Annotated in this window: 23 protein-coding genes and 1 tRNA gene; 2 read left to right on the top strand and 22 right to left on the bottom strand. The window is 66.3% G+C overall.

Annotation, left to right across the window (positions count from 1 at the left end; translation table 11 throughout):
* Positions 1-2: 2 nt before the first annotated feature.
* From truB to HMPREF1316_RS08615, 6 genes are all read right to left on the bottom strand, one after another.
* Entirely contained in the window at positions 3-950 is a 948-nt protein-coding gene (gene truB / locus HMPREF1316_RS08640) for a tRNA pseudouridine(55) synthase TruB (RefSeq protein ID WP_232204492.1), read from the bottom strand.
* Positions 928-1,965, bottom strand: coding sequence for a DHH family phosphoesterase (locus HMPREF1316_RS08635; protein WP_021726577.1), 1,038 nt, complete (start codon positions 1,963-1,965; stop codon positions 928-930). The genes truB and HMPREF1316_RS08635 overlap by 23 nt, the downstream gene beginning before the upstream one ends.
* On the bottom strand, positions 1,962-2,411 hold the full coding sequence (gene rbfA / locus HMPREF1316_RS08630; RefSeq protein ID WP_021726584.1) for a 30S ribosome-binding factor RbfA: 450 nt from the start codon (positions 2,409-2,411) through the stop codon (positions 1,962-1,964). The genes HMPREF1316_RS08635 and rbfA overlap by 4 nt, the downstream gene beginning before the upstream one ends.
* A 2-nt stretch (positions 2,412-2,413) precedes the next feature.
* Complete coding sequence (gene infB, locus HMPREF1316_RS08625; protein WP_021726582.1) at positions 2,414-5,044, bottom strand: translation initiation factor IF-2; 2,631 nt, start codon at positions 5,042-5,044, stop codon at positions 2,414-2,416.
* 49 nt (positions 5,045-5,093) lie between these two features.
* Complete coding sequence (gene nusA / locus HMPREF1316_RS08620; protein ID WP_021726626.1) at positions 5,094-6,338, bottom strand: transcription termination factor NusA; 1,245 nt, start codon at positions 6,336-6,338, stop codon at positions 5,094-5,096.
* A 61-nt stretch (positions 6,339-6,399) separates the two neighbouring features.
* Entirely contained in the window at positions 6,400-6,873 is a 474-nt protein-coding gene (locus tag HMPREF1316_RS08615; RefSeq protein ID WP_021726617.1) for a ribosome maturation factor RimP, read from the bottom strand.
* Positions 6,874-7,688: 815 nt separating this feature from the next.
* Here HMPREF1316_RS08615 and HMPREF1316_RS08610 point away from each other — a divergent pair.
* A complete protein-coding gene (locus HMPREF1316_RS08610) occupies positions 7,689-7,925 on the top strand; it encodes an RDAC family protein (protein WP_021726556.1) in 237 nt (78 codons plus the stop codon).
* A 37-nt stretch (positions 7,926-7,962) separates the two neighbouring features.
* Here the strand turns inward: HMPREF1316_RS08610 and HMPREF1316_RS08605 are convergent, their stop codons facing one another.
* The 3 genes from HMPREF1316_RS08605 to HMPREF1316_RS08595 form a co-directional block, all read right to left on the bottom strand.
* Positions 7,963-8,868, bottom strand: a complete 906-nt coding sequence (locus HMPREF1316_RS08605; RefSeq protein ID WP_021726567.1) for a selenium metabolism-associated LysR family transcriptional regulator — start codon at positions 8,866-8,868, stop codon at positions 7,963-7,965.
* A gap of 153 nt (positions 8,869-9,021) precedes the next feature.
* Entirely contained in the window at positions 9,022-9,672 is a 651-nt protein-coding gene (locus HMPREF1316_RS08600; protein WP_021726633.1) for a DUF3841 domain-containing protein, read from the bottom strand.
* On the bottom strand, positions 9,650-10,261 hold the full coding sequence (locus tag HMPREF1316_RS08595) for a DUF3841 domain-containing protein (protein ID WP_021726622.1): 612 nt from the start codon (positions 10,259-10,261) through the stop codon (positions 9,650-9,652). The genes HMPREF1316_RS08600 and HMPREF1316_RS08595 overlap by 23 nt, the downstream gene beginning before the upstream one ends.
* Before the next feature lie 266 nt (positions 10,262-10,527).
* On the opposite strand from HMPREF1316_RS08595, the gene HMPREF1316_RS08590 reads away from it, so the two are divergent.
* The gene (locus tag HMPREF1316_RS08590; protein WP_021726598.1) at positions 10,528-11,202 is read left to right on the top strand and encodes a TetR/AcrR family transcriptional regulator; all 675 of its coding nucleotides are present in this window, start codon (positions 10,528-10,530) and stop codon (positions 11,200-11,202) included.
* Between the two features lie 24 nt (positions 11,203-11,226).
* Here HMPREF1316_RS08590 and HMPREF1316_RS08585 read toward each other — a convergent pair whose 3' ends face one another.
* The 13 genes from HMPREF1316_RS08585 to HMPREF1316_RS08525 all read right to left on the bottom strand — a co-directional run bounded on the left by HMPREF1316_RS08585 (position 11,227) and on the right by HMPREF1316_RS08525 (position 24,936).
* Entirely contained in the window at positions 11,227-12,372 is a 1,146-nt protein-coding gene (locus HMPREF1316_RS08585; RefSeq protein WP_021726558.1) for an aminotransferase class V-fold PLP-dependent enzyme, read from the bottom strand.
* Between the two features lie 103 nt (positions 12,373-12,475).
* Positions 12,476-12,715, bottom strand: a complete 240-nt coding sequence (locus HMPREF1316_RS08580) for a DUF3343 domain-containing protein (RefSeq protein ID WP_021726553.1) — start codon at positions 12,713-12,715, stop codon at positions 12,476-12,478.
* Between the two features lie 11 nt (positions 12,716-12,726).
* Positions 12,727-13,344, bottom strand: a complete 618-nt coding sequence (gene yedF / locus HMPREF1316_RS08575) for a sulfurtransferase-like selenium metabolism protein YedF (protein ID WP_021726616.1) — start codon at positions 13,342-13,344, stop codon at positions 12,727-12,729.
* A gap of 52 nt (positions 13,345-13,396) precedes the next feature.
* The gene (selB, locus tag HMPREF1316_RS08570) at positions 13,397-15,292 is read right to left on the bottom strand and encodes a selenocysteine-specific translation elongation factor (protein ID WP_021726631.1); all 1,896 of its coding nucleotides are present in this window, start codon (positions 15,290-15,292) and stop codon (positions 13,397-13,399) included.
* Positions 15,289-16,698 carry an L-seryl-tRNA(Sec) selenium transferase gene (selA, locus tag HMPREF1316_RS08565; protein WP_021726628.1) on the bottom strand — a complete coding sequence of 470 codons (1,410 nt, stop codon included), beginning with the start codon at positions 16,696-16,698 and terminating at the stop codon, positions 15,289-15,291. Before selA ends, selB begins: the two co-directional genes overlap by 4 nt.
* An 84-nt stretch (positions 16,699-16,782) precedes the next feature.
* A tRNA-Sec gene (locus HMPREF1316_RS08560) sits at positions 16,783-16,877 on the bottom strand.
* 197 nt (positions 16,878-17,074) lie between these two features.
* Positions 17,075-18,184 (bottom strand): ABC transporter substrate-binding protein, encoded by a 1,110-nt coding sequence (locus tag HMPREF1316_RS08555; RefSeq protein WP_021726568.1) that lies wholly within the window; start codon positions 18,182-18,184, stop codon positions 17,075-17,077.
* A complete protein-coding gene (locus tag HMPREF1316_RS08550; protein WP_021726564.1) occupies positions 18,174-19,133 on the bottom strand; it encodes an ABC transporter ATP-binding protein in 960 nt (319 codons plus the stop codon). The genes HMPREF1316_RS08555 and HMPREF1316_RS08550 overlap by 11 nt, the downstream gene beginning before the upstream one ends.
* A 1-nt stretch (position 19,134) precedes the next feature.
* The gene (locus HMPREF1316_RS08545) at positions 19,135-20,760 is read right to left on the bottom strand and encodes an ABC transporter permease (RefSeq protein WP_021726559.1); all 1,626 of its coding nucleotides are present in this window, start codon (positions 20,758-20,760) and stop codon (positions 19,135-19,137) included.
* Positions 20,757-21,998 (bottom strand): glycosyltransferase family 4 protein, encoded by a 1,242-nt coding sequence (locus HMPREF1316_RS08540; protein WP_021726578.1) that lies wholly within the window; start codon positions 21,996-21,998, stop codon positions 20,757-20,759. The genes HMPREF1316_RS08545 and HMPREF1316_RS08540 overlap by 4 nt, the downstream gene beginning before the upstream one ends.
* A gap of 7 nt (positions 21,999-22,005) precedes the next feature.
* The gene (locus tag HMPREF1316_RS08535; protein WP_021726562.1) at positions 22,006-22,476 is read right to left on the bottom strand and encodes an HAD family hydrolase; all 471 of its coding nucleotides are present in this window, start codon (positions 22,474-22,476) and stop codon (positions 22,006-22,008) included.
* Positions 22,477-22,602: 126 nt separating this feature from the next.
* Positions 22,603-23,655, bottom strand: a complete 1,053-nt coding sequence (selD, locus tag HMPREF1316_RS08530) for a selenide, water dikinase SelD (RefSeq protein WP_084620918.1) — start codon at positions 23,653-23,655, stop codon at positions 22,603-22,605.
* A gap of 114 nt (positions 23,656-23,769) precedes the next feature.
* Positions 23,770-24,936 (bottom strand): aminotransferase class V-fold PLP-dependent enzyme, encoded by a 1,167-nt coding sequence (locus tag HMPREF1316_RS08525; RefSeq protein ID WP_021726613.1) that lies wholly within the window; start codon positions 24,934-24,936, stop codon positions 23,770-23,772.
* Positions 24,937-24,961 lie beyond the last annotated feature (25 nt).

The following is a 24,961-nucleotide window of genomic DNA, read 5'->3' as shown; positions in this document are numbered from 1 at the left end:
GTCTACCGAACCCCTTCGATGCCCTGGGGGAAGTTGAGCCGTGGGCGCAGCCTGCCGTCCCTTATCTCGGCCAGGCCGACCAGCAGCCCCCCATGAACGAGGGCGCATGTCGCGCCCGAGGCGGCGTCGGACGACGCCGCAAGCGCCTGGCCGCATGATGCCAGGCGCGCCTCCGCCTCCGTGACGTCACGGCGCAACGCCCCCAGGACGCTGATGGGGTCGACCGTACACGCATCGAGCGCCGACAGGCCGCCCGTCTCGAGGGCGGGGAGCGCCCCGCACTGCGAGAGCGCCACCACACCCGCGCTCGTCCTCCTCAGGCCAGCGAGATGTGCGGCGCTGCCCACGGCGCGCCCGAGGTCACGCGCGAGGCTCCGCACGTAGGTGCCCTTCGAGACCTCGAAGTGGACGTCCCACGCGACACCCTGCGACCCGTCAATGCCCAGAAGCGTCGCCTCGAAGACCTCGATGCCGCGAGGCGCGAGGTCGACGTGTCCGCCGCTGCGCGCCACCTCGTAGGCGCGCCTGCCCCTGACGGAGATGGCCGAGTATGCGGGAGGCACCTGGCTCTGGGGTCCCACCATGCGGTCGAGCGCCGAGCGGGCGCACGCCTCGTCGCGCAGCTCGTCTGGGACGGGCGCCGTATGCGTGACCTCCCCTTCGGCATCCTCCGTCGCAGTCTCCGACCCAAAGAGGATGCGGGCGTCATACCCCTTGCGGTCGAGCGCCAGCCTGCCCAGGAGGCGCGTGGCCTGACCGATGCCCACCACAAGCACGCCCGTGGCAGCGGGGTCGAGCGTGCCCGCATGGCCCACGCGGCGCTCTCCCACGGCACGGCGCACGCGTGCCACGACGTCGTGGCTGGTCATGCCCAGGGGCTTGTCGAGCGCAATGATGCGGTTGATCTTCGCGGGACCTCTGCGCACCCTATGCCTCGACCTTCGTGGCACGGGAGGGCCCCTCGTCATCGAAGAGCGAGCGCAGTAGCGGCAGCACGGCCGAGAGGGCCTCCCCCAACTCGCCGTCGAAGGTGAAGCCCGCGGCGGCCTTGTGACCGCCACCGCCCAGCTCGGCGGCAACGAGCGAGACGTCGAGGTCGTTCTTGGAGCGGAGGTTGCCGCGCACATGGCCGCCCGGCACCTCCTTGAGGAAGAGCGCCACCTCGCCCCCGGCAACGCTCCGCACGACGTCAATGAGGCCGTCGCACTCGTCCAGCTGGGCGTTCGTGCGCTCGAAGTCCTCCTCCGTGGCATAGCTGTAGGCGATGCGACCCTGGGCGAACGTCGTGATGCGCGCCATGACAGCGGCCTCGAGGTGCAGGTAGGACAGGGAGAAGCTCTGATACACGTTGAGCGACACCTCGGACGGGCGGGCACCGGCGTCCACCAGGAGCGATGCCACCTGAAAGGCCTCGGGGTCGGCGTTCTGGTACTGGAAGCGCCCCGTATCCGTCGTGATGGCACAGAAGAGGCACTGCGCCATGGCGGGGGTGAGCGTCACGCCCAGTTGCTGCGCGAACTCCGTCACCAGGACGCCTGCGGCGGCGGCATCCGGACGGATGAGGGCGACATCCCCCGTATGCGATGTGCAGGGATGATGGTCGATGATGGCGTGGTGGGCGGAGCGCCCGAGGACGACCTCCGCCTCGTTCAGGCGGCTGTCCCTGGAGAGGTCCACACTGATGAAGAGGTCGGGGTCCTCGTGGTAGTCCCGGGCGCGCACGAAGCCGTCCGCGCCCGGCAGGAAGCGGTAGATGCGCGGCACCGGCGCATCATCGGCCAGGAGGTTGGTCACCTGGGAGTGGGGGCAGTGCGCGCGGATGATCATCGCAAGCGCAAGCCCCGACCCTATGGCATCGCCATCGGGCGAGGTGTGTGCGCAGATGGCGATGGTCGGGCTGTCCTCGATGAGGGCGGCCATGCGTCCGAGCACCTTCGTCTGCCGCGGGGTGACGCGAAGTGTCATACGGGCTGCTCATCCCCCTTCGGGTTCCCGTCCGCCTCACCCGAGGGCACAGGCTCGTCCCTATGGGTGGTGATGGGGTAGCCCGCCTCGTCCTTCTCCACCGCCAGCGTGGCGGGGGCATGCTCGAGCGCACGGGCGATGCGCTCCGCCTCGTCCGCCGTCGTGTCGATCTCGAAGATGAGCTCGGGCGTCACGCGCCACCCCAAGGCATGGCCCAACAGGCTGCGGACGCGGCCCCGGGCTCGCTCGAGCGCCTGCCTGACGGGCTCGTAGCGGTCGTGGTCGCAGCTGACGTACGCCTTGAGCACGCTCTTGTCGACCGAGACCTCCACGCCCGTGAGCGTCACGAGCGCGAGGTCGGGGTCTGACACCTCAAGGAGGAGGATGCTGGCGAGCTTCTCGCGGGCGATCTGGTTGACCCTGCGCGAGTTCCTGTTCTGTTTCATGGCTACTCCGTACGGGCTACCTCTTCGATGCGGTAGGTCTCGATGACGTCACCCACGTGGATGTCCTGGAAGCTCTCGAGGCCGATGCCGCATTCGAAGCCGGCCTTGACGCTCTTGACATCGTCCTTGTAGCGCCTGAGGGAGGCGAGCCTGCCCTCGAAGACCACGATGCCGTCGCGCACGAGGCGGCAGAGGTCGTCACGGGAGACCTCGCCATCCTGCACCATGCAGCCGGCGGCGATGCCCACCTTGGGCACCTTGAAGGTGTTGCGCACCTCCACGGTGGCCGTCTGGTGCTCCTCCTCGGTGGGCTTGAGCATGCCGATGCGGGCGGCGTCGATGTCCTCGATGGCCTTGTAGATGACGCTGTAGGTGCGGATCTCCACGCCCTGGCGCTCGGCTGCGGCACGGGCCTTGGCCTCGGGACGCACGCCGAAGCCGATGATGATGGCGTTGGAGGCATCGGCGAGGGTGACGTCGGTCTCGGTGATGGCGCCCACGGCGGAGTGGATGGTGTTGATGCGCACCTCGCTCTGGTCCATCTTGTCCAGCGAGTCCTTGAGGGCCTCGATGGAGCCCTGGACGTCGGCCTTGATGATGAGGTTGAGCTCCTTGACGTCGGCATCCGCCATCGTGGAGAAGAGGTTCTCGAGCGTGACGTGCCTGACCTTGTTCTGCTCCTCGATGCGGGCCTTGAGGGCTCGCTCGTCGGCGAGCGAGCGGGCGTCGCGCTCGTCCTGGAACACGCGGAACTCGTCGCCCGCCATGGGGACGCTCGAGAGGCCCAGCACCTCGACGGGGTCGGAGGGCTTGGCCTCGCTCACGCTGGCACCGTGTGGGTCGACCATGGCACGGACCTTGCCAAAGCACATGCCGGCCACGATGGCATCGCCCACGTGTAGCGTGCCGCGGTTCACGAGCAGCGTCGCCACGGAGCCACGACCCCGGTCGAGCTTGGCCTCGAGGACGTTGCCCGAGGCGAAGGTGTCGGGGTTGGCCTTGAGCTCGAGCACGTCGGCCTCGAGCAGGACGGCCTCGAGCAGGGCATCGATGTTCTGATGCTTCTTGGCTGAGATATCGACGAACATGTTCTGTCCGCCCCACTCCTCGGGGATGACGCCGTGTCCGGTGAGCTCCTGGCGCACGCGGGTGGGGTCCGCGCCGGGCTTGTCGATCTTGTTGACGGCCACGATGATGGGCACGTCGGCGGCCTTGGCATGGTTGATGGACTCGATGGTCTGGGGCATCACGCCGTCATCCGCCGCCACGATCAGGATGACGATGTCGGTCACCCTGGCGCCGCGGGCGCGCATGGCCGTGAAGGTCTCATGGCCGGGGGTGTCAATGAACGTGATGGTGCGGCCGTTGATCTGGACCTGGGAGGCGCCGATGGCCTGCGTGATGCCACCGGCCTCGCCCTCCGCCACGCCGGTGTGGCGGATGGCATCCAGAAGCGACGTCTTGCCGTGGTCGACGTGGCCCATGACGGTAACCACGGGTGGGCGGGGCTTGAGGTCGGCCGGGTCATCGTAGAAGGTGAAGGAGTTCTCCTCCTCCTTGCTCATGATCTTGACGTTCGCGCCGAGGTCATCGGCCACGAGCTCGATGAGCTCGTCGGACATGGACTCCGTGACGGTGAGCGGGGTGCCCAGCAGGAACAGCCGCTTGATGATGTCGTTGGCGGGCACGCCCAACAGCTTGGCGAGATCGGCGACCGTGGCACCCTGGGGAACCTTCGCCGTGTCGAGCTGCGAGAGGTCCTGGTCGTTCTTGAGGGCCTCTTGGATGCGCTCCTCCTCGCGGGCCTCCTCCTGCTGCCTCTGGCGGCGCTCCTTGCGCTTCCTACGCCTGCCGGTGGACTCGCGCGACGCCTCCTCGACGGCCTCGCGGGCCTCCTCGAAGACATGACGCTGCTCGCGCGTGTACTCCTCGGCCTCACGGGCCATACGGCTGTAGCGATCCTCGCCCTTGCCGCGCTTGCCCCCCTTGCGACCGCGACCGCGACCCTCGCCGTCGCCATCGGACGGGGGGGTGGGGATGGCCTCGCCGGAACCATGGGAGCGGTAGTTGTCCGACCTGCCGCGACGTCTGCCCCTGCCCTCGCGCGCAGGCCGCTCCCTCTTCTTGGCCGACTTCTCAGCAGCCTGCTCCTTGAGGACCTTCTCCTGCTGGGCGATCTGATCGAGGAGGCTCGAGAACGAGGGGGCGGAGGTCGGCGCGTTGTCATGCACGCGGTTACGCTCCTCTTCCCCCTTGCGCAGGCGCTCCTCCTCGGCGCGCTTGGCCTCGGCCTCCCTGCGGACGCGCTCGGCCTCCAGGCGGCGGCGCTCCTCCTCGGCACGCTCGGCCTCGCGGCGACGCTCGGCCTCCAGGCGCTCGGCCTCGGCCTTCTTGCGGGCGGCCTCCTCCTCGGCGCGTCTGGCCTCCTCGGCCGCCTTCTTCTGGGCCTCGATCTCTGCGGCGCGCGCCTCGAGGATGGGCTTGAGCTTCTTGCGCACGATGGAGACGTAGGCATCCTCGAGGGTGGATGATGCCGACTTGGCCGGGATCATCATGTCGGAGAGGTGCGCGAGCATCTCCTTGCTCGTCATGCCATATTCCTTGGCGAGGTCATGTACACGGGTCTTTGCCATGTGGTTTTGCCTTTCCCTAGCTTCTCTGCGGATACGCTCAGTCGAAGCTCTAGATCAGAGAGTCGGGGTCGCTGGAGACGGGGGCGTCTCCCATCTGTGCAAGCTTCTCGTGGATGCCGCAGAAGCGAGAGCCGGGGCGTGCCATGTTGCGGCACTGGATGCCCGTGGGCCCCACGTACTCACAGCGCTGCTCGCCCTCCTCGCCCTCCTCGACGACCTCCTGGGGCATCTCACGCAGGATGTCGGCCGCGAGGGTCTCGTTCTTGATGTCGATGTGCATGCCCGTGAGACGGGCGGCCAGGCGGGCGTTCTGGCCCTCCTTGCCGATGGCCAGGGAGAGCTGGTCGTCCGGTACGATGACCGTGGCATGATTGTCCTCGTCGCTCACGATGACGCGACTCACCCTCGCCGGGGAGAGGGCATTGGCGACGCACGTGGCGAGGTCGTCGCTCCACAGGACGACGTCCACACGCTCGCCACGCAGCTCGGAGACCACGGTGCGCACGCGGCTGCCCTTGGGTCCCACGCAGGCGCCCACGGGGTCCAGGCGATCGTCAATGGAGGAGACGGCCACCTTGGAGCGGACGCCCGGCTCGCGGGCGATGGAGCGAATCTCCACGACGCCCCCGTAGACCTCCGGGACCTCGAGCTCGAAGAGCCTGCGGATGAGGTCGGGATGCGTGCGCGACACCACGATCGTGGGGCGCTGACGCGAGCCCGAGACGGGCTGCTCCTTGCTGTTGGGGTCGCGCACGTCGATGATGATGGCGCGAATGCGCTGGTTGTGCATGTAGCGCTCACCCTGGGGGCGCTCGTTGCGCTCGTTGGGGAAGCGGTTGAGGTCGAAGTAGGGCAGCTCGGCCTCCACGCCCTCACGGATCTTGATGATGGCGAAGTCGGGCGTGGTCTGCAGCACGGTGCCGGTGATGATGTCTCCGATGCGCTCGGAGAACTCCTCGAAGATCTGCTCGCGGGCTGAGTTGCGCACCATCTCGCTGATGACGTTCTTGGCGTGCTGGGCGGCGATGCGGCTCGTGTCCCGAGGTGTCACGTCCTTCTCGAAGAAGTGGGTGTAGTTGCCCTCCTCGTCCATGGAGTCGTCATCGGGCTCGAGCTCGTAGACGTAGACCTTGCCCGTGGCGCGGTCGATGGTGACGCGCGCGCCAAAGGGAAGCTTGAGCACCTTGGCATAGCTCTCGGCGAGCGAGGCCTCGAGGCGATCGATGAGCTCGAGCTGGTCGATGTGCTTCTCTTCGCAGAGCGCCATGAGCGCTTCCATCATCTCTGATGCCATATGTGTTCCTTTCCCTGGGGCCGACCTGCGACCCCGCTCTCTGTGCGACATGCCGTGCGGGCTATTCGAAGCTCGGCTTGATCTTGCAGGACCTCACCTCGGCAAAGGGGATGGCGACCTCGTCACCATCCACCGTGAGGATGACGCTGCCGTCGCGCATCCCTCCGAGCATGCCCGTAAAGCGGCGCCGCCCCTCGGTGGCCGTGGTGGTGAGGCTCACGGTCTGGCCGGCAAAGCGCGCGAAGTCGCGCTCCTTGCGCAGCGGGCGAGCCATGCCGGGAGAGGAGACCTCGAGCGTGAAGGGCCCCTCGATGGGATCCACCTCGTCGATGGCGTCCGAGATCCAGCTGGTCTCGGCCGAGATCTCGTCCAGCGTGATCGTGGGGGCATCCTCGTCGGCATGGTCGATGCGCACGCGCACGACCGGCGCCCTCCTGGATCCCACGACCTCGAGGTCGACGATGTCCACGCCATGCTCGGGCGCTCTCTTCTCGAGGACGCCGAGCAGCTCTCTCACGAGCGATTCTGGTGCCACAGTCCCTCCAACACGCGCTTCATACAAAAGGAAGCGGGGCAAGCGTTCTGCCCCACTTCCTACGACTACGATCCTGCTATGTGACTACTGTAGCATCCGCCCAGCTCAAGTCAAGCGCTCACAGCTTGCACACGACCCGGTGCGTCACGTGCCCCTCCTGGCCACCCCCGCTCGTACCGACATATTCGGCGAACAGGTGCCCTGAGCTCTCCCACCGGGCACTGCCTCCTGATGATGTGCGCTTCGATCTCGCCGCCAAAGAGGTCCAGCGCCTGCAGGGGCCACCCAGCGCTCAGGACCCCGCAAGGGGTCCCAGGCCAACGGGACGGAGGTTGACGATGGGCATCCCAAGCGCGCCACGTGACAGGTCGCCCTCATCTCCTCGCACGCGCCCACATGCCTCCCATCGTCCTGTTCCAAGCACCCCCTAGCGTACACGGCAAGGCCGCTGACGAAAGCGCGTGAGCCGCCCCATGAGAACCATGACAGGACCATGACTCATCTGCCAGAACCCACCCGCGCCCGCGCAAAGGCCACCCCATGGGAGCGATAAGGCCCGAAGTGCGCGGTGTCTTCGCCCTGAGCACCAGGATTCCGCGCCTCACAAACCAAAAAACCGGTCAATGGCACCCTAGACAAGGGCATGAGCGGTACGGACGCCACAGGACGAGTCGAGGCAGCACGCACTTGGGGCCCAAACGCGCACCCAGACGCGCACGGGACGGACGGGGACGGTGGCATCGGATCCGTCACCAGCTTAGCAGGCATCGCGAACGGGTAGAACCCCCACATCCCAACCCACGAGAAGGAGGGTCATGCGTAGAGTCATTCCCCTCGACGACGTCATCGATCTCAAGAAGTCCCTGGCGGGAACGTTTCCTGCCGTTACCGTGCACCTGCATGATGCCTGTGGTGGGCAGACCTTCTCCCTCGAGGCTGGCCCCGAGGACCTCTCAGGGGCAAAGGAGAGGATCAAGGCGTTCTTTGCCGCACGTCACGTGCAGGTGGCCTTCGATACGCTGGGCACGACGTTCTGGGTGATGGACCCATAAGACCTGGCGAGAGGCGCACGGGACGCCCCACGGCCCCTCAGCCCTCGCTGGCATAGTGGAGACGCAGGAAGGTCACGAAGTCCTGGGCGTGCTCGTCAAAGAGCGAGTTCTTGCGATAGGCCAGATAGAGCATGCGCTCCGCGGCGGGACACGGAATCTCGAACTGGAGGAGCCGCCCTGCGGCCACACGGTCGCGCACGGCGCGCGACGATACCACGGTGATGCCAAAGCCGCTCTCGACCAGGTTCTTGATGGTCTCCTGGTCGTTCACGCGCGCCACGATGTCGAGCGCCTCGTCTGTGATGCCCATGCCGTCGAGGATGCTGTCCATGGTTGCGCGGCTGCCGCTCCCCTCATTGCGAATGACCATGTGTTCCGTGGTCAGAAGCCTCTGGGCGACTTCCATCGGGGCGCCCTGCGACGCTGAGAAGCGCTCGTCGGGAGGGGTGACGATGACCATGTGATCCTTGCAGAAGGCGACGCATTCGAGCGATGGCTCGTCCGCTGGCATGCCCGTGAGGCCCACGTCGTACACGCCCTCGGTCAGCCCACTGACGATGTCCTGGCTGTCATGCTGGTATATCAGGAAGCGGATCTCTGGGTGCAGGCGCGCGTACTCCGGCAGCGCCTCCGGCAGGATGTATGCCGAGGGAATGGAGGAGGTGCCCAGATAGATGGCATTGCGCTCGCGGCTCTGCATGACCTCGAGCATGCGGTCGCGCATGGCGAGCATCGTGACGGCCTGCTCGAACACGCGATTGCCCTGGGGGGTAAGCTCCACATGCTTGGCCGTCCGAAGCACCAAGGGGGTTCCCAGCTCCTCCTCAAGGGCACGGACATGGGTGGAGATGGTGGGTTGCGAGATGGAGAGGCTTTCCGCCGCCTTCGTAAAGCTCCCGTACCGGATGACCGTCACGAAGGACTGGAGCTGCTTGAAATCCATGGATGCCTATACCCTTCCGCCGACGGTTATGGGGGCCCAGGCCATGCAGGGCCGTCAATCAACTGGATATGGATAAGTATAGACACAGCTCGTCCGATATGCTGCCATCGTTGTGGCACCACCTGAGAACCAGCCCCTCCACGCGCTTCGCACCTATGCTCCATGCCCCTGGGCATAGGGGGTGAAGTCTCCCCCAAAGCCCACCCTGAGCACGATCCACTCGGGGCGAAGCTCCCACAGCCCCGCCTGGAGGTACTCGTCCTCACAGTGCTGCGCGGACGTGAAGAGGCGCTCCCAGCTGGATTCGACCTTGCGCCTGAGGAACGGGTACATGGGCGTCTGGAACACCTTGTTCATGTTGGTGATGCCCTGCTCCTTGAGCTCATGCCGCCAGCGGTGCTCGTCCTCGCCGTCCAGGGGGATGTACTGAAGGTTGAGGATCCGGTTCCAGCTCCTGAGGTCGAAGAGCACCACCTGGTCACGTGGGACCTCAAGCTGCAGGAGCGTGCAGTTTTCGTCCATCGTCGCCCAACGCGCGTTGCGGTAGCACCAGATAGCCGACTCGCTGCCCTCGGGACGCGGCACGAGTCGCTCTGCGCCATGCACGTAGAACTGGTACGCCTTCCTGAAGATCCACGCCGTGTCGCCGAACTTCTGGTCCACGAAGCGCATCTTCACGCGATAGACGCCCTCGCGCTCGAGCGTGTCAAGCACGACCTGCGCCTGGGCGGTCCAGAGGCGTATGGTGTCAGCCTTCGTGGCAGAGGCGCCATGCGCCTCGCTACCCATGCCATCGCTCGACATCGATGACCCACTCCTTCCGTATCTCCCAGATCGTTCCCACGTTCTTTTCCATGTCCTCGTTCGCGGAGGAGAACACCCGCTGCCAGCTTGCCTCGATCTTCCGCTTGAGCGCAGGATAGAAGTTGCCCTTGTCGCTGGTGAAGAGCAGCGACTCGTTGGTGACGCCCACGCGGGCGAGCTCCTCGTTGTGGCGCTGCTCGTCGGCTTCGTCCAACGGCACGTACCAGTCGTTCACACGATAGCCCCACTTGTCATAGTCCAGGACGAAGAGGTGGTCGCGTGGCACCGCAAGCGTAAGGGACACGGTTCCCTCCACCATGCCCAGACGTCCCGATGGGGTGAGCGCCAGCCAGATGGGGAGGTCCGCGTCGGCGGGAATGTCGACGAGGCGCCGGCACCCGTGGGTGTACCACCGATATAGCCCCAGGTAATAGTCGGATATGGTGTCGTTCTTGGCACGCACGTACTCCTCGCGCACCACATAGCGGCCCGTCCTCTCGATCTCCTCCACCACCTGGGGCACCTGACGCGTCCAGCAGGTGACGACGTCCGGAGTCTGGTGTGAGGACATCGTTGGGGTCGTAGTCATAGGCCAGCTCCCTCTTGCTCACGCGCCACCAGAGCGGTGGGCGCCCAATCGCGCTCTCACGGACCACAAACATGCTTATGATATAGAGTGGCCGGCAGTTCGTGGCATCAAAGTGTGTGGATGGTCGAAACGGAGAGGTCATGAGCCCCGGTTGCATTATATTTTTCTATAACGATTACAATTAACATACATGACGACATAAGAAGCTAGCGAAGTACCTTGAACCTACGACCGGACATCCCGAGAAACGTACAGGCAGACGAATCATGGGCAGAACAAGCTACACCGAAGAGGAGCGTCGCGCCATCATTGCGTCGTTCATCAGCGCGACGCGCAAGGCCATAGACCAAGACGGCATCGCCAACGTCTCCATACGGAAGATCTCCAATGGCACCGGCTATAGCAGCGCCACGCTCTACCTCTATTTCCAGAACCTGGACGAGCTCGTGCAGCTCTCGCTCGTGGGATATCTCGAGAGCTACTGCCGGTCGCTGGTTGACAACGACATCCCCCATGACACGCCCCTCGAGACCTACCTCTGGAGCTGGCGCCAGTTCTGCCTCTTCACCTTCCGCAAGCCTGAGATCTTCAACAGCCTCTTCTTCGGGGCCAGCAGCTCGATGTTGGACGAGGTGGTCAAGCGCTACTACTCCATCTATCCCAACCAGCTCGACCACCTCAGCGGAGCCGTCCTCTCAATGGTCCTCTTGGGGAACCTCCATGAGCGCAACCTGAGCGTGCTCGAGCCCTGCGCGAGCGATCTGGGCATCAGCCAGGAGCGCATCGAGCTCATGAACGACATCACGGTGAGCTACTACCATGATGTCCTCACGGGCCTGATGGGGACAGAGCCAACCGACCAGCGCATCCAGAGCCTCACGGAGCGAGTCCTGGATGCGGTCGTGCTCATCCTGGGGCTGGACCGGCGCCCGGCATCCTGACGTAGGGCGCCTCCGCCTGCGGGCCTATCCCGCGATCTCCGCGACCGCCTGCACGGCCGCCTCGACCTCGTCGGAGGAGTTGAACCAGGAGAAGCTGAAGCGCACGATGCCCTGCTCCACGGTACCGAGGGCCTCGTGCATGAGGGGGGCGCAGTGTGCGCCGGGGCGCGTGGCGATGTCATAGTCCTGGGCCAGGGCGTCCGAGACCTCGCCGGACTCGTAGTCGCCCACGTTGAGGGCCACCACGGCACAGCGCGGCCCATGGTCGGGCAGCACGATGTCCCCGTACACCCGGACGCCCTCGATGGCGCGCACGCCCTCATAGAACGACTCCGCAAGGGCGCGCTCGTGGCGCGCGATGGTGTCGGGCCCCACCTCCTCGAGGTAGTCCAGGGCTGCCGAGAGGCCCGCCAACCCATGGCTGTTGAGGGTGCCGGCCTCCAGGCGGGTGGGATACTCCCTGGGCTGGATCTTGGAGTAGGACTGCACGCCCGTGCCACCCACCTTGAGGGGTTCGATCTCCACGCCCTCCCTCACGCAGAGGCCACCGGTGCCCTGGGGGCCCATGAGCCCCTTGTGGCCCGTGAAGCAGAGGATGTCGATGCCGATGGCATCCATGTCGATGGGGATGACGCCGGCCGTCTGGGAGGCGTCGACGATGAGGAGGAGTCCGTGCTCGCGGGCCACCCGGCCCACGGGTGCGAGGTCGAGCAGGTTACCCGTCACGTTGGAGGCGTGATTGCACACGATGGCGCGCGTGTTGGGACGCACGAGCCGCTCGAACTCCTCCAGCCGCACCCGCCCCAACTCGTCGACGCCCACAAAGGAGAGCTCGACCGCGCGCTCCGCCTGCAGGCGGTAGAGGGGCCTCAGGACCGAGTTGTGCTCCGTCACCGTGGTGATCACGTGATCGCCCGGCCTCAGCGTGCCCATGAGCGCCACGTTGAGGGCCTCGGTGGAGTTGGGGGCGAAGGCCACGTGGTCGGGACGGGGACAGCCGAACAGGCGCGCAAGCTGCTGGCGGCAGGCAAAGTCAACCCGCGAGGCGGCGAGGGCCTCGCCGTGCGACCCGCGCGAAGCATTTCCCATGGTGGTGAGCGCCCTGGTCACGGCCTCAACCACGCAATCGGGCTTGCGCATCGTGGTCGCGGCGTTGTCGAGATAGATCATGGGATCCACCTTTCAGGTTGGGTGAGAGCACCAGCGCGCCCGATGGCACGAGGGACGTGCCGGCTGCCTGCAAAGACCGCAGGCAGCCGGCACCATGGGCGAGCTAGATGGTGACGTGGTGCACGCCGGAGAAGGCGATGCCCGCAACGTCGAGCGCCTCGGTGAGCGTGGCCTCGTCGGCGAGGTCGGCCTTCCAGGAGAGGCCACAGCCTGCGGACACCTCGCGGGGAAGCGGGATGATCCGCCCCGGCAGCCCCTGCTCCTTGAAGTACGCCTCGGCGGCCATGGCGGCCGTCGTGGTCGCGAACGAGATCACCAGCTGGGGCCTTCTCCGTATCGCCATGCGGCGGCCGCCTAGGGGCGGATGATGAGGCTCGCCTGGGCGAGCTTCTCGGTGATGGTGTACATGTTGGTCACGCCACCCACCTTGAGCTTGTCCGCGATGCCGTAGTGGTCGAGGCAGGTGCCGCAGGTGAGGATCTCGGTACCACGATCCTCGAGGGCCTTGAGGTCCTCGAGGGAGTCGGAGCCCTCGCAGGAGACGTGAGCGCCGCCGTTGTACAGCAGGACGGTCGCGGGAGGATCATCGAGCTGGGCGAGGGCGTAGATGAAGCCCTTGAGCAGCTGCTTGCCCAGGTCATCGGCGCCGATGCCCATGGTGTCGGAGGCGATCTGCACCACGACGTTCTTGCGTTGGGGGGTGCAGGAGGCCACGAAGGCCTGGTCGTCGCCCTCGCTGATGCCGCCCTCGGGCACCTCGATGCTCACGGTGAAGGCGCCATCGTCCCCCTCGACCGAGCAGGTGCAGCCCTTCTCCTCGGCGAGGCGCTGCAGGTTCCCCACCGCCGTCCTGTTGTCGACCATCGTCTCGACCGTCGTGGCCTCGGTGAGCCCCTTCATGGCCTTGAGGGTCATGACGACGGGAATCGGGCACTCCTTCCCCATCGCGTCAACCGAAATCTTCTGTGCCATACCATTCTCCTCTCGTTATGCTGCCCGCAGGCAGCCTATGACACGCTAGCACCTATGAGCCCAACAGGACGCGGGCGTCCCCCACGAGCTTGGAGATGCGCGCCTTGTCGAAGGAGTCCAAGAGCAGCTGCGCGAACTTGCGCGAGATGCCCAGGCGATCCCTGAACTGGGCGATGGTGACCCGATCATCGGACTCGAACATCGAGCGGAACGTCTGGAGCGCCCGGCGATAGGCATCGCCACCCACCGAGGAGTCGCTCGTCACGGCAACGATGGCCCCATCGGCCAGCAACCGGGCGAACACCTCGGCAAAGGGCTGCGCGTCAACGCCCAGCGCGACCCTGACCTCGTCGTTGCCCCGCGCCTCGTACCCCGTCTCGTCAAAGGCCGCCTTCACACGCTCGTAGAGCCTGCTCTGCTCCGCACTGAAGCTCGGCGCGAAGCCCGCCAGCCACACGCAGCCACCGCCCATCTCGATGAGGCCCTCGTCCCTGAACCGGGCGATGAGGGCATCCGCGGATTCGGGACAGCTCGAGAACGCACGCTCGCGCAGCTCGCCCAGGCGGATGCCCCTCTCGAGGGTGTGGGCGGCATGGTAGCCACGCAGGACGTCGAGCACGTTGTCCCTCAGGCGATCGAACCAGACGGCCGAGATGAGCCCCTCTCCCACCGCAAGGATGCGGCCCTCGTCGAGCAGGGGCGAAAGGACCTGGTCGGTCTCGGCCGCAGAGAGGTTCTCCATCACCGACAGCGCCTGCCGTGGCAGGGGCGCGAGACGGGCGTCGATCACCCGCTGTTCGACCCGCTGCGTGGCGCTTCCCGCAAGGGAGCGCAGGCGTGCGATGACATCCTCGTTGTTGCGCTTCAGCCTCCCGGAGGCCATGTCCAGGATGCTGCCGCCTCCCACGGTCACCATGGGCGAGAAGAAGCGCACGATGAAGCGGTCATGGTTGCGAGCCGAGACGTCCTCGTCGAACGAGAGCTGGGCAAAGCCCGTCTCACCCGGTTGCATCTCGTCCGTCTCCAGCAGGCGCACCCTGCCCACGACCTCCTGCGTGCCCGTGAAGAAGTGCAGGGACGAGGAGTTCTTGACCGAGAAGGGGGCATCGCTCGTAAGCTGCAGCTGGACGGTGACACGCCTGGTGACCTCAACGGTGCCAGGCTGTGCGATGATGCGTCCGCGACGCACGTCGGCACGCTCGACCCCCGTGAGGTTTGCCGCGACGCGCATCCCCGCATACATCTCTCGGGCGGACTCGTTGTGGTTCTGCAGGTCGCGCACGCGCGTCATCACATGGGTGGGATAGACCTCGAGCTTGTCGCCAACCCGCAGCGTGCCATCCACGAGCGTGCCCGTCACGACCGTACCGAAGCCCTTCTTCGAGAAGCTCCGGTCGATGGGCAGGCGGTAGGCGCGCTCCGTGTTTTTGGGGACGGCGTGCTCCACCATCTGGGCGATGAGCTGCCTGAGGTCATCGATGCCTTCCCCCGTGAGCGCGGAGACGCGGGCGATGGGCGCCCCCTCAAGGAAGGTCCCCTCGACATGGTCGCGAACGTCGGCCTCCACGACCTCGAGCCACTCCCCGTCCACGGCGTCGCACTTCGTGAGCACGACGATGCCCGTCTCCACGCCAAGGAGCTGCAGGATCTCCAGGTGTTCCTGCGTCTGGGGCATGAAGCCCTCGTCGGCGGCCACCACGAGGAGCACAAGGTCCATGCCCGTGGCGCCCACGATCATGTTGCGCACGAGTCCCTCGTGCCCCGGCACGTCGATGATGCTTGCGCTCTGGTTGTTGGGGAGCATGAGCTGGGCAAAGCCGATGTCGATGGTGATGCCCCGCTCCTGCTCCTCCTTGAGCCTGTCGGTGTTGGTGCCCGTCAGCGCCTTCGTGAGCCAGGTCTTGCCGTGGTCCACGTGGCCCGCCGTGCCGATGATGACGTGCTTCATGGCCGCTCCACCCCCTGGGCGATGTCGGCGAGCACGGGGATGACCTCCTCCACGTCGCCCGAAAGGAGGGTGCGCGCCGACAGGCACACGCGCCCATCCTTCACGCGTACGATGATGGGCGTGGCGCTCCCGCGCAGACGCAGCTCGAGCTCGCGGGCGGAGAGGCCCGGGAGGCTCACGGCCACACCAGCCCCGGGCAGCTCCACGCCCGGGAGCGACCCGCCACCCGCCTCGTCCTCGAGCTCGACCTCCTCTACCTCGGCGGTAGGGACCCCCGTCTCAAGCGCCTCGGCGAGGGCGCGCGCCCGCCGGTGACAGTCCTCGCGCGTCATCGCGAGCATCCTGAGGGTGGGCACCTGCTCCTTGGCGCTGCGCTCGCTGCGGCTCAGCTGCAGCGTCATCTCAAGCGCGGCCAGCGAGAGCTTGTCGATCCTGAGCATGCGCGTGAGGGGGTTTTTCTTGATCCTCTCGATGAGCGCGCGGCGGCCGACGATGAGGCCGCCCTGGGCAGAGCCCAACAGCTTGTCGCCCGAGAAGCTCACCAGGTCGGCCCCCTCGGAGAGGGCGCCGCGCACCGTCTGGGCGCCCGGGATGCCGAAGGCCTCGCCCGGGAAGAGGAAGGTGGACCCCACGTCGTAGAGGACGAGGGCGCCGGAGGGCCGTGCCAGGTCCGCGAGCTCGGTCACGGAGACGCTCTCGGTGAAGCCACGCATCACGAAGTTCGAGGTGTGAACCTTGAGCAGGGTGGTGACGCCCTGCTCGGCCATCGCGCGCTCGTAGTCCGTCGGGTGCGTCTTGTTGGTGGTGCCCACCTCCACGAGACGGGCGCCACTGCGAGCCATGATGTCGGGCACGCGGAAGGAGCCGCCGATCTCCACGAGCTCGCCCCTGGAGACGGCCACGCCCTCCCCCTTGCAGAGGGTGTCGAGCATGAGGAAGACGCCACCGGCGTTGTTGTTGACGACCATCGCATCCTCGGCACCTGTGAGCTCGCAGATGAGGCGCTCGAGGTGGGCGTAGCGCGAGCCGCGCTCGCCGGCGTCGAGGTCGTACTCGAGGTTTGAGTAGCCCGAGGCGACATCCGCCACGTGCTCGGCCACCTCGCGGCCGAGGGGAGCGCGACCGAGGTTGGTGTGCAGCACGATGCCGGTGGCGTTGATGACGCGACGCAGGTGATAGGGTCCCCTGCGCTTGAAGTCACGGGCGATGACCTCGCAGAGGTCGTCGGGCTCGGACACGGAGGTGACCTCACCTGCGAGCACTCGCCTGCGCAGACCCTCGAGCTCGTCACGTACGAAGGCCTTGACCTGCTCCGGGGAGGCCTCCGTAAGGAGCTGGGCGATGCACTCCTGCCCCAACACCACGTCCATCTTGGGAATCCTGCGCAATAGGTTGTGGTCCACCATCCGTGTACCCCTCATCTCGTGACGGACGTGTCGGGATAGAGCAAGGGACGCCGAACCCCAGGCGTTCAGCGTCCCCTTCGCATATGGCGGGAGCATGTGGGAATCGAACCCACCCGAGCAGTTTCCTGCCCATACTGGTTTTGAAGACCAGAGGGCACACCAGTCACCCATCTACTCCCAAACGGCACTGCAAGCATAGGGCACTGCCGAATGATAATCATGTTCATCAATACTGTCAATCTACCAGCGGGCATGGGGGGAACCGTCACGCCTTCGTACGGCGTGCATCGGCCGTCATCCCCTCCCGCGAGCCGCCGCCCTGGAGCATGGCCGCACCACGGCTCGCACACGGGAAGAGGCCTGGGTGGCCCTCCCCCTACGTGTCGCTCCTGACCTCCTTGCCCGAGGTCATCTCGGACCACTTGGCCAGGATGTCGTCGCGCTGTGACCCAAAGAGCGAGAGGTCCTCCCGCATGAGCTGCTCGGAGCTGTAGTCCGCCTCGATGCCCGAGGTCTTGGGCAGCACCGAGAGGATGGTGCTCTTCTGGTCGATCGCCACGAGGGCCTGGAGGTTCTCGTCGCTCGAGAAGAGCCACTCGATGAAGAGCCTGGCATCGTCCAGGTCGTCGGCACCCGCGAAGGCCGCCACGCCGTCGGGCATGTATGGGAGCCCCTCGCTGGGATAGACGAGCTCGAGGCTGCCGCTCGCAAGGGTCTCATCGAGCGTGTGATCGATATAGGTGATGCCCACCGCGGCCTCGCCGGCAGCGACGCGCGTGGAGGGATCGGAGCCACGCTTGGTGTAGTAGGGGATGTTCTCGTTGAGGGCAGCGAGATACCTCCAGCCCGCATCCTCGCCCATGTTCTGCAGGAGGGCGTTGACCGCCGCGTAGTTGGTGCCCGAGACGGCCGGGGTGGACATGAGGATCTCATCCTTGAGGCTCGTGTCGGTGAGGTCCGCCCATGAGCTGGGCTTGTCCATGCCCTTCTCGGCGAGGATGTCATCGTTCACGATGAAGCCTACGATGGTGAGGCCCTTGGAGAACCAATGGTTGCCCTCGTCCTTGAAGCCCGTGGCGAAGTCGGCTGCCGCGTCGAAGTCCACCTTCTCGAGAAGGTCCTGGTCCTTGGCACTCATGAAGGAGTCGATGCCACCGCCAAACCAGAGGTCGGCCGTGGGAGCGCCGCCTTCGGCCTTGATCTTGGAGAGCACCTCGCCCGAGGACATGGAGACGAACTCCACGGCCGGGCCCACCTCGGCGGTGAACTTGTCGAAGAGCTTCTTGTACGTCTCGTTGGTGCAAACCACCTTGAGGGTCTTGCCCGAGTCGGAATGCAGACCGAGGGGGTTGCCACCCGTATCCTCGCTGCCCTGCTCCCCCTTGGGGCTTGTCGTCGTGGCGCCACCGCAGGCAGCCAGTCCCAGGGTGGGGACAAGCGCCACGGCACCAGCAACGAGCGCCCTCCTGGAGATGTCAGTCCTCATGCGTCCCATCCTTCCATGTCGTTTCCCGTACTATGTCGAAGGAGATGCCATTTCCCACAACAGGCGCTAGGTCCTTGTCCGTACGCAGCATGACGAGAGATCCCGCCACGTCCACCGTGCACTCGCGCCGGTCGCCCAGAAAGACGCTGGAGACGACCGTCCCCGTAAGGGAGCCACCCGTCCGCACGCACACGTCCTCGGGGCGGAAGTGGACGGCCTCTCCCTGCCATACCAGCGAGTTGAGCGCTCCGAGGAAGCGGGCGCAGTACTCGGTGGCTGGATGATTGTAGACCTCCTCGGGAGGCGCGACCTGCTCGAGCCTACCATCGTGCAGGATGGCCACCCTATCTCCCAAGGTCATGGCCTCCTTTTGGTCATGGGTCACGAAGAGCATGGCCACGCCGAAGGAGCGCTGGATGCCCTTGATCTCGGCGCGCATGCGGGTGCGCAGGGCGGCATCCAGGTTGGAGAGGGGCTCATCCAAAAGGAGGAGCTTGGGGTTGAGCACCAGGGAGCGAGCCAGGGCCACGCGCTGCTGCTGACCGCCGGAGATCTCGCTCACGCGCGCCTCGGCATAGGCTGCCATGTCCACCGCCTCGAGCATCCCGAGGGCACGCTCGCGCGCCGCCGCCCTCCCCACCCCTAGGAACTTGAGGCCATAGGCCACATTCTCCACCACGTTGAGGTGGGGGAAGAGCGCATAGGACTGGAAGACGGTGGACACCGGGCGCGCCTCCGGGGGCAGACGGGTGATGTCCTGCCCCTCGAGGCGGATGGACCCCGCGTCCGCGTCCAGGTAGCCTCCCACCATGCGAAGGATGGTCGTCTTGCCGCACCCCGACGAGCCCAACAGGCATACGAGCTCGCCCGACGCCACGGAGAGGTCCAGGTCCCTGATGACGGTCCGCTTGCCGAAGCCCTTCCTGAGGCCGCGTATCTCCAGGAGCATGCTAGTTCCTCTTTGTGCCGACGGAAAGCGCGAAAGTCGCGTTCACGGCAAGGGTCACGGCCAAGATGGCCACCGACATCATGGCCGCAGTTCCGTACTTGCCCCCGCTCAAGGCGTCAAAGAGTTCGAACACGGCGATCTTGTGGCCGGCGCTCACCAGGAAGAGCACCGCCCCGTAGGCGACCATGGACGAGGAGAACACGTTCACGAGGCTCACCAGGGTGGCACTGCTCAGGTTGGGGACGATCACGTCTGCGAAGACCCCCAGGCGCGAGGCCCCCAGGTCGCGTGCGGCCATGTCGAGCTCGGGGCTGATCTGCGCCATGGACTGGGAGAAGGTCTGCTCCGAGATGGCGAGCCGCTTGAAGACGAGCACGAGCACGACGATGGCCGCCGTACCCGTGAGCTTGAGCGGCAGCGAGTTGAAGGCGAGCAGGTAACCTAGGCCAAAGCAGGTTCCCGGGATGAGGTAGGGCAGGGTGACGAGGAACTCCAGCACGCCTCCGCCCACCACCTTGCGGCGGTGCACGAAGTAGGCGATCACCATGGCGAGCAGGGTGGCAAGGGCGGCCGCGAGGCCCGCATAGGCGAGGCTGCGCAACAGGGTCGCGAGGTTGAAGCTCGCAAGGTACTCCAGATTGACCAGGGAGGGCTGGGCCGTCCAGCCTATGCCGCTCGAGAAGGCGGTGCGGACGATCGTCGCATAGAGCACGGCCATGAAGGCGAGGAAGAGGAGGGCCAGCGCGTAGGCGAGGACGCCCAGGGGGCCATCCAGGCGCACGGGCCGCCCCTCCCCTGCCGATGGGGCACCGGCGGACACGACCAGCCGCTCGGAGCGCGCGCCCAGCCTGCCGTAGCCCATGAAGACGATGATGGCGATGACCATGAGCAGGAGGTTGAGCAGAGCCGAGGTGCCGAGGTCGGAGTAGCCCACGACCTGCAGGTAGATCTCGGACGAGATCATCTCGAAGCTGCCACCGATGACCACCGGGGTGCCGTAGTCCGAGAGCGACCGCACGAAGGTGAGCAGGGCGCAGGAGAGCATCGTGGGAGCCAGAAGCGGCAGCACGACGTCCATCAGCACTCGTCCCGCCGACGCACCGAGGTCGCGGGCGGCATCGAGCAGGCGGCCGTCGAGGCGCCGCAGGACGCTCGCCAGCATGAGGACGTTGATCGCCGAGAAGAAGAGCACCTGCATGACGACGACGCCCTGCCAGCCATAGGGGGAGACGTCGAGGCCGAGGATGCCGTGGGTGATGAGACCCCGACGCCCGAAGAGCATGATGTAGGCGAGCGATGCCACGAAGGGCGGTGAGATGATGCTCATGGTGGCAACGCCCACCATGAGGCGGCCGAGCATGCGGTTGCCAAAGGCAATGACCAGGGCGATTGCCAAGGCAAGCACCGTGGAGGCACAGGCGGCAAGCGCCGCCACGCCCACGCTCCCCCCTATCACGCCTAACTGGGAGGAGAGGACCTCGCCACAGTCCGCAAGGCTGAGGCCCCCCGCAAACACCTGCGCAACCATGCGCAGGAGCGGGTAGGCGACGAAGAGGAGCACGCTGCCGACGGCCGCCAGGTAGACGAGGGCCGAGAGCAGATGCGAGGGAATCCGTCGCCCCCTCATGAGGACGACCCCTCTCCCACGATGCCCAGCAGGCGCTCGCAGACGCTCTCCCACGAGAGGGCCGTGGTGTCACAGGGCGTGGATGGTGTCGCCAGAGCCGCGAGGAGCGCTGCCTTGAGCCTTCCCGCAAAGGCAGGAAGGTCCTCGGGCACGGGCTCGTCCACGCTGGCCATGCGCGGCGGCTTCACCCACCAGACTGGTGCATCCACAAGGTTCTCCTCGACCCAGGTCCTGATGCCGGCAAGGTCGGTCATGACCACCTTGCAACCGCAGGCCAGAGCCTCGATGGTCACCAGGGGCAGACCCTCGAAGAAGGAGGGTAGCACGAAGGCCTCGGCCTCACGATAGCGCTGGGCCAGGTCCCGCTGGCTCAGCCGTCCTACGAGCTCGATGGGCCAGGGCGCCGCCGCGGCGGCGCGTGCGATGCCCTCGTACTCCTCCTCGTTGTTGCTGCGGCCACCGCAGAGCGTCAGCGAGAGCGGTGCCGCAAGCTCGTGGGGACCGATGTGGGAGCAGGCCTCGATCAGGGAGGCCACACCTTTCTTCCGCCAGATCTTGCCCGCATACACCACGGCACCGGGGCGGCGCTCGACGGAGGCGGCCGGCGAGAACACATGGGCGTTGTAGCCCGTGCCGATCACGCGCACCTGGCCCGTGCCACAGCCGAAGGTGGCCTGGATCTGGGCCGCCTGTTCCCGGTGCAGGGCAAGGACGGCATCGAGCGCGGCGACGTCATGGCGGATGCGCTCCTCGAGCGCCTCGCCCCAGGGGCCCCGTGAGGCGAGGGCGTGGTGGGCCAGCTGCCTGAGGTCCGTGGAGTGACAGATGCCCACCACCGGGCAGGAGCGCACCTCCTCGCGCACGAGCGAGGTCACGAGGAAGAGGTGGTGGCAGATGACGAGGTCCGGCTGGAAGGAGCCCACGACCTCGTGGATCGCCCTGCGAAACGCTCGCACGAGGCACTCGGCCTGCCCCTTGGTGAGGTCGCAGTAGCGCGTCGAGGGATAGGGCATGGTGTCCGACATGCCGCAGACGGGAAAGGGCAGCGCCTCGGTCTCGAAGCGCACACCGTAGAGCTTGGTCTCCCCTGGCAGCGTGGTCACCTTGTCTGTGGCGGCGATGCCGCAGAGCACGGCCGTCTCGTGGCCCAGGGCCGCCTCTGCCCTCACCAGCTCGGCGAGATAGATGCCGCTTCCCGTGCTGTCCGGCTTCTGGGCCGTCACGTTGAGTATGCGCATGGGCCTCCTACCCCCTGAGCGTCGCCCGCATCCTGTCGACGTTGAGCAGAAGATCGAGCGCTTCCGCTGCGCTGCGCGCCAGGATGTCGGCATGGGGCAGAAGCGCCGCAGACGTCCCCTCCGCATCCATGACGGCAATCGAGAGCGCCGCCGCGTCGAACATGAGCCTGTCATTATAGCCATTGCCCATGCAGCAGACTTCGCCGCCCAGGGATTGCACGATGCGAGCCTTCTCGCCCGCAGCCTCCCCAGATGGGAAGGTGACGACGCGTACCGGGAGCTCCGCACATACGCGCGCAACCGTACCATAGGTGTCAGCGGTCACGACGACGATGTCCCCAATGGCACGAGACAGGCGATGGATCCTCTCGCTCACGCCACGCGCAAGGGCACCATCCATGGCAATCGTGCCGTTGTAATCGAGGACCAGCTTGGAAATCCTCAGCGTCCCTCGTGCGGGGACCTCTATCGTGATCACTCCCTCACCTTCCTAGCCACGTCCCCCCGAAATAGGAAGCGTCACGGGTCCCCGGGCGTTGTCAGCGCCCGGGGACCCCCATGCAACGCAAGCAGGCCTTTCCACCTGCTCAAGACATGCTACGCGCTACCGCACCACACGCACGAAGGGAGCGCCCTCCTCGCGCGGCGCGAACTCGCCCACGATGGCGCCGCGGATGCCTTGCAGGCCCAGGCGGTCCACCAGCAGGTTGGCATCGATCTCGGGAAGGGCGAAGAGCAGGCCACCCGAGGTCTGCGGGTCGTACATGAGGTCCGCACGCGCCTGGTCGACACCCTCGTCGAACGTCACGCGGTCCATGAAGTAGCCACGGTTGTTATAGGTGCCCTGGGGGTGCATGCCCATACGCGACATGTCGAGGGCACGCGGCAGCAGGGGCACCCTGTTCGCATGGAGCGTGGCCGTGAGCCCCGCTCCCTCGGCCATCTCACAGAGGTGACCGGCCAGGCCAAAGCCCGTGATGTCCGTGCAGGCGTGGAGCTTGAGCCCACGAGCCGCCTCCGCACCGTACTTGTTGAGTGTGCGCATGTTGTCGACCACGTGGCGCTCCAGGCGCTCGTCGGTGATCTCGCCGCCCTTGATGGCCGTCGTGAGGACGCCCGTACCGATCTCCTTGGTGAGCACGAGGAGGTCACCCTCATGGGCGCCGGCGTTGGCGAGGATCTCCTCGGGCTTGGCGAAGCCCGTGACGCACATGCCATACTTGGGCTCGTCATCCGATATGGTGTGCCCTCCGGCGATGGTGCAGCCCGCCTCCATGGCCTTGTCGGAGCCGCCAGCGAGGATCTCGCCCGCCACCTCCACGTCAAGGCAGTTGGGGAAGCAGAGGAGGTTCATGGCCATGGTGGGCGTGCCGCCCATGGCCCACACGTCGGAGAGGGCGTTGGCCGCCGCGATCTGGCCGAAGGTGAACGGGTCATCCACCATGGGCGGGAAGAAGTCGACGGTGTTGATGAGGACGAGGTCATCGCTCACCTGATACACACAGGCGTCATCCGCCGTGTCGTAGCCGATGAGCATGCGGTCATCACGCAGGTTGGGCAGGTTGCGCAAAACTTGCGCAAGGGCACCAGGTGCCAGCTTGGCGGCTCAACCGGCCGCCTTGGTCAGCTCGGTGAGCCTGACTTCCTTTGTGGACATACCTGTCCCCACCTCCCTCTATAAATACTACTAATCACATTTATAATACCCGATACATTCTGAACCCTACCCCTACCCCCAATCCCACACAGCTCCCCCACGAGGGGCCACCGTCTACCTGCCCTGATCCCGACAGCACGCCTCGAGCGCAGCGAGGGCGGCATCCACGTCGTCCTCGTCGTTGGCGAAGCCGAAGGAGAAGCGGATGGTCCCCGCGGGGTAGGTGCCACAGGTCCTGTGCGCCGAAGGGGCGCAGTGGAGACCCACCCGCGTGAGGATGCCAAAGCGCTCCTCCATGAGACCCGCCACCTCGGCCGCGTCCGCCTGGGGCGTCGCCACGGAGACGACGCCCACCCTGCCCTCGCAGTCGTGCCTGCCCACAAGACGCACGAGGCCCTTCGCCTCAAGTGCCCGGACGCCCTCGAGGAAGCGTCCCACCAGCGCAAGCTCGTGCCCGCGCACGGAGTCGATGCCCCGCGTGCGCAGCCAGCCCAGCGAGGCGTGCAGGCCGGCGATGCCCGGGAGGTTGGGTGTGCCGGCCTCCATGCGATCGGGCATGAAGCTGGGTGTCTCCTCCCTGTGGCTCATGCTCCCCGTGCCACCCGTCACGAGCGGCTCGAGCTGGCCCACCAGGTCCTCGGCGAGCACGAGGCCGCCTATCCCCTGGGGACCCAGCAGCGCCTTGTGGCCCGTGAAGGCAACGGCATCGACGCCCATGGAGCCCATGTCCACGGGAATGACCCCCGCCGACTGTGCCGTATCCAGGAAGAAGCGCAGCCCATGGGCATGGCAGAAGGCGCCCACCTCGGCGGCGGGCATGACCGTGCCCGTCACGTTGCTCGCGTGCAGCATGATGACGGCCACGGTGTTGGGACGCAGGCAGCCCTCCAGCTCATCCAGGATGAGGGCACCCGTCCCGTCACAGGGCGCCCGTGTGAACGAGACGCCCCAGCGCCCCACCTGGACGAGGGGCCTCATGACGGCGTTGTGCTCCATGGAGGAGACGATCACGTGATCCCCCGCGTGGAGATAGCCCTTGATGAGGGCGTTGAGGCCCTCCGTCACGTTGCGCGTGAAGGCCACGTTGCGACAGTCGGACGCGTCAAAGAGCCCTGCGATGAGCTCGCGCGTCTCGTAGACCATCGACTCGACCCTATAGGCCTCCCCATATGACCCGCGTCCCACGTTGGCGCCCATCCGCGTCATGTAGTCCACGACCGCCTGGGGCACCACCTCGGGCTTGGGAAATGTTGTGCTAGCATTGTCAAGATAGATGCTCATGGGCACTCCACCCCCGCTTCTCCCC

It is taken from the genome of Olsenella profusa F0195 (assembly GCF_000468755.1).
Lineage (GTDB): Bacteria > Actinomycetota > Coriobacteriia > Coriobacteriales > Atopobiaceae > Olsenella_F > Olsenella_F profusa.
Note: the sequence above shows the minus strand (reverse complement) of the source record. Positions and strands in the feature narration are given on the sequence as shown.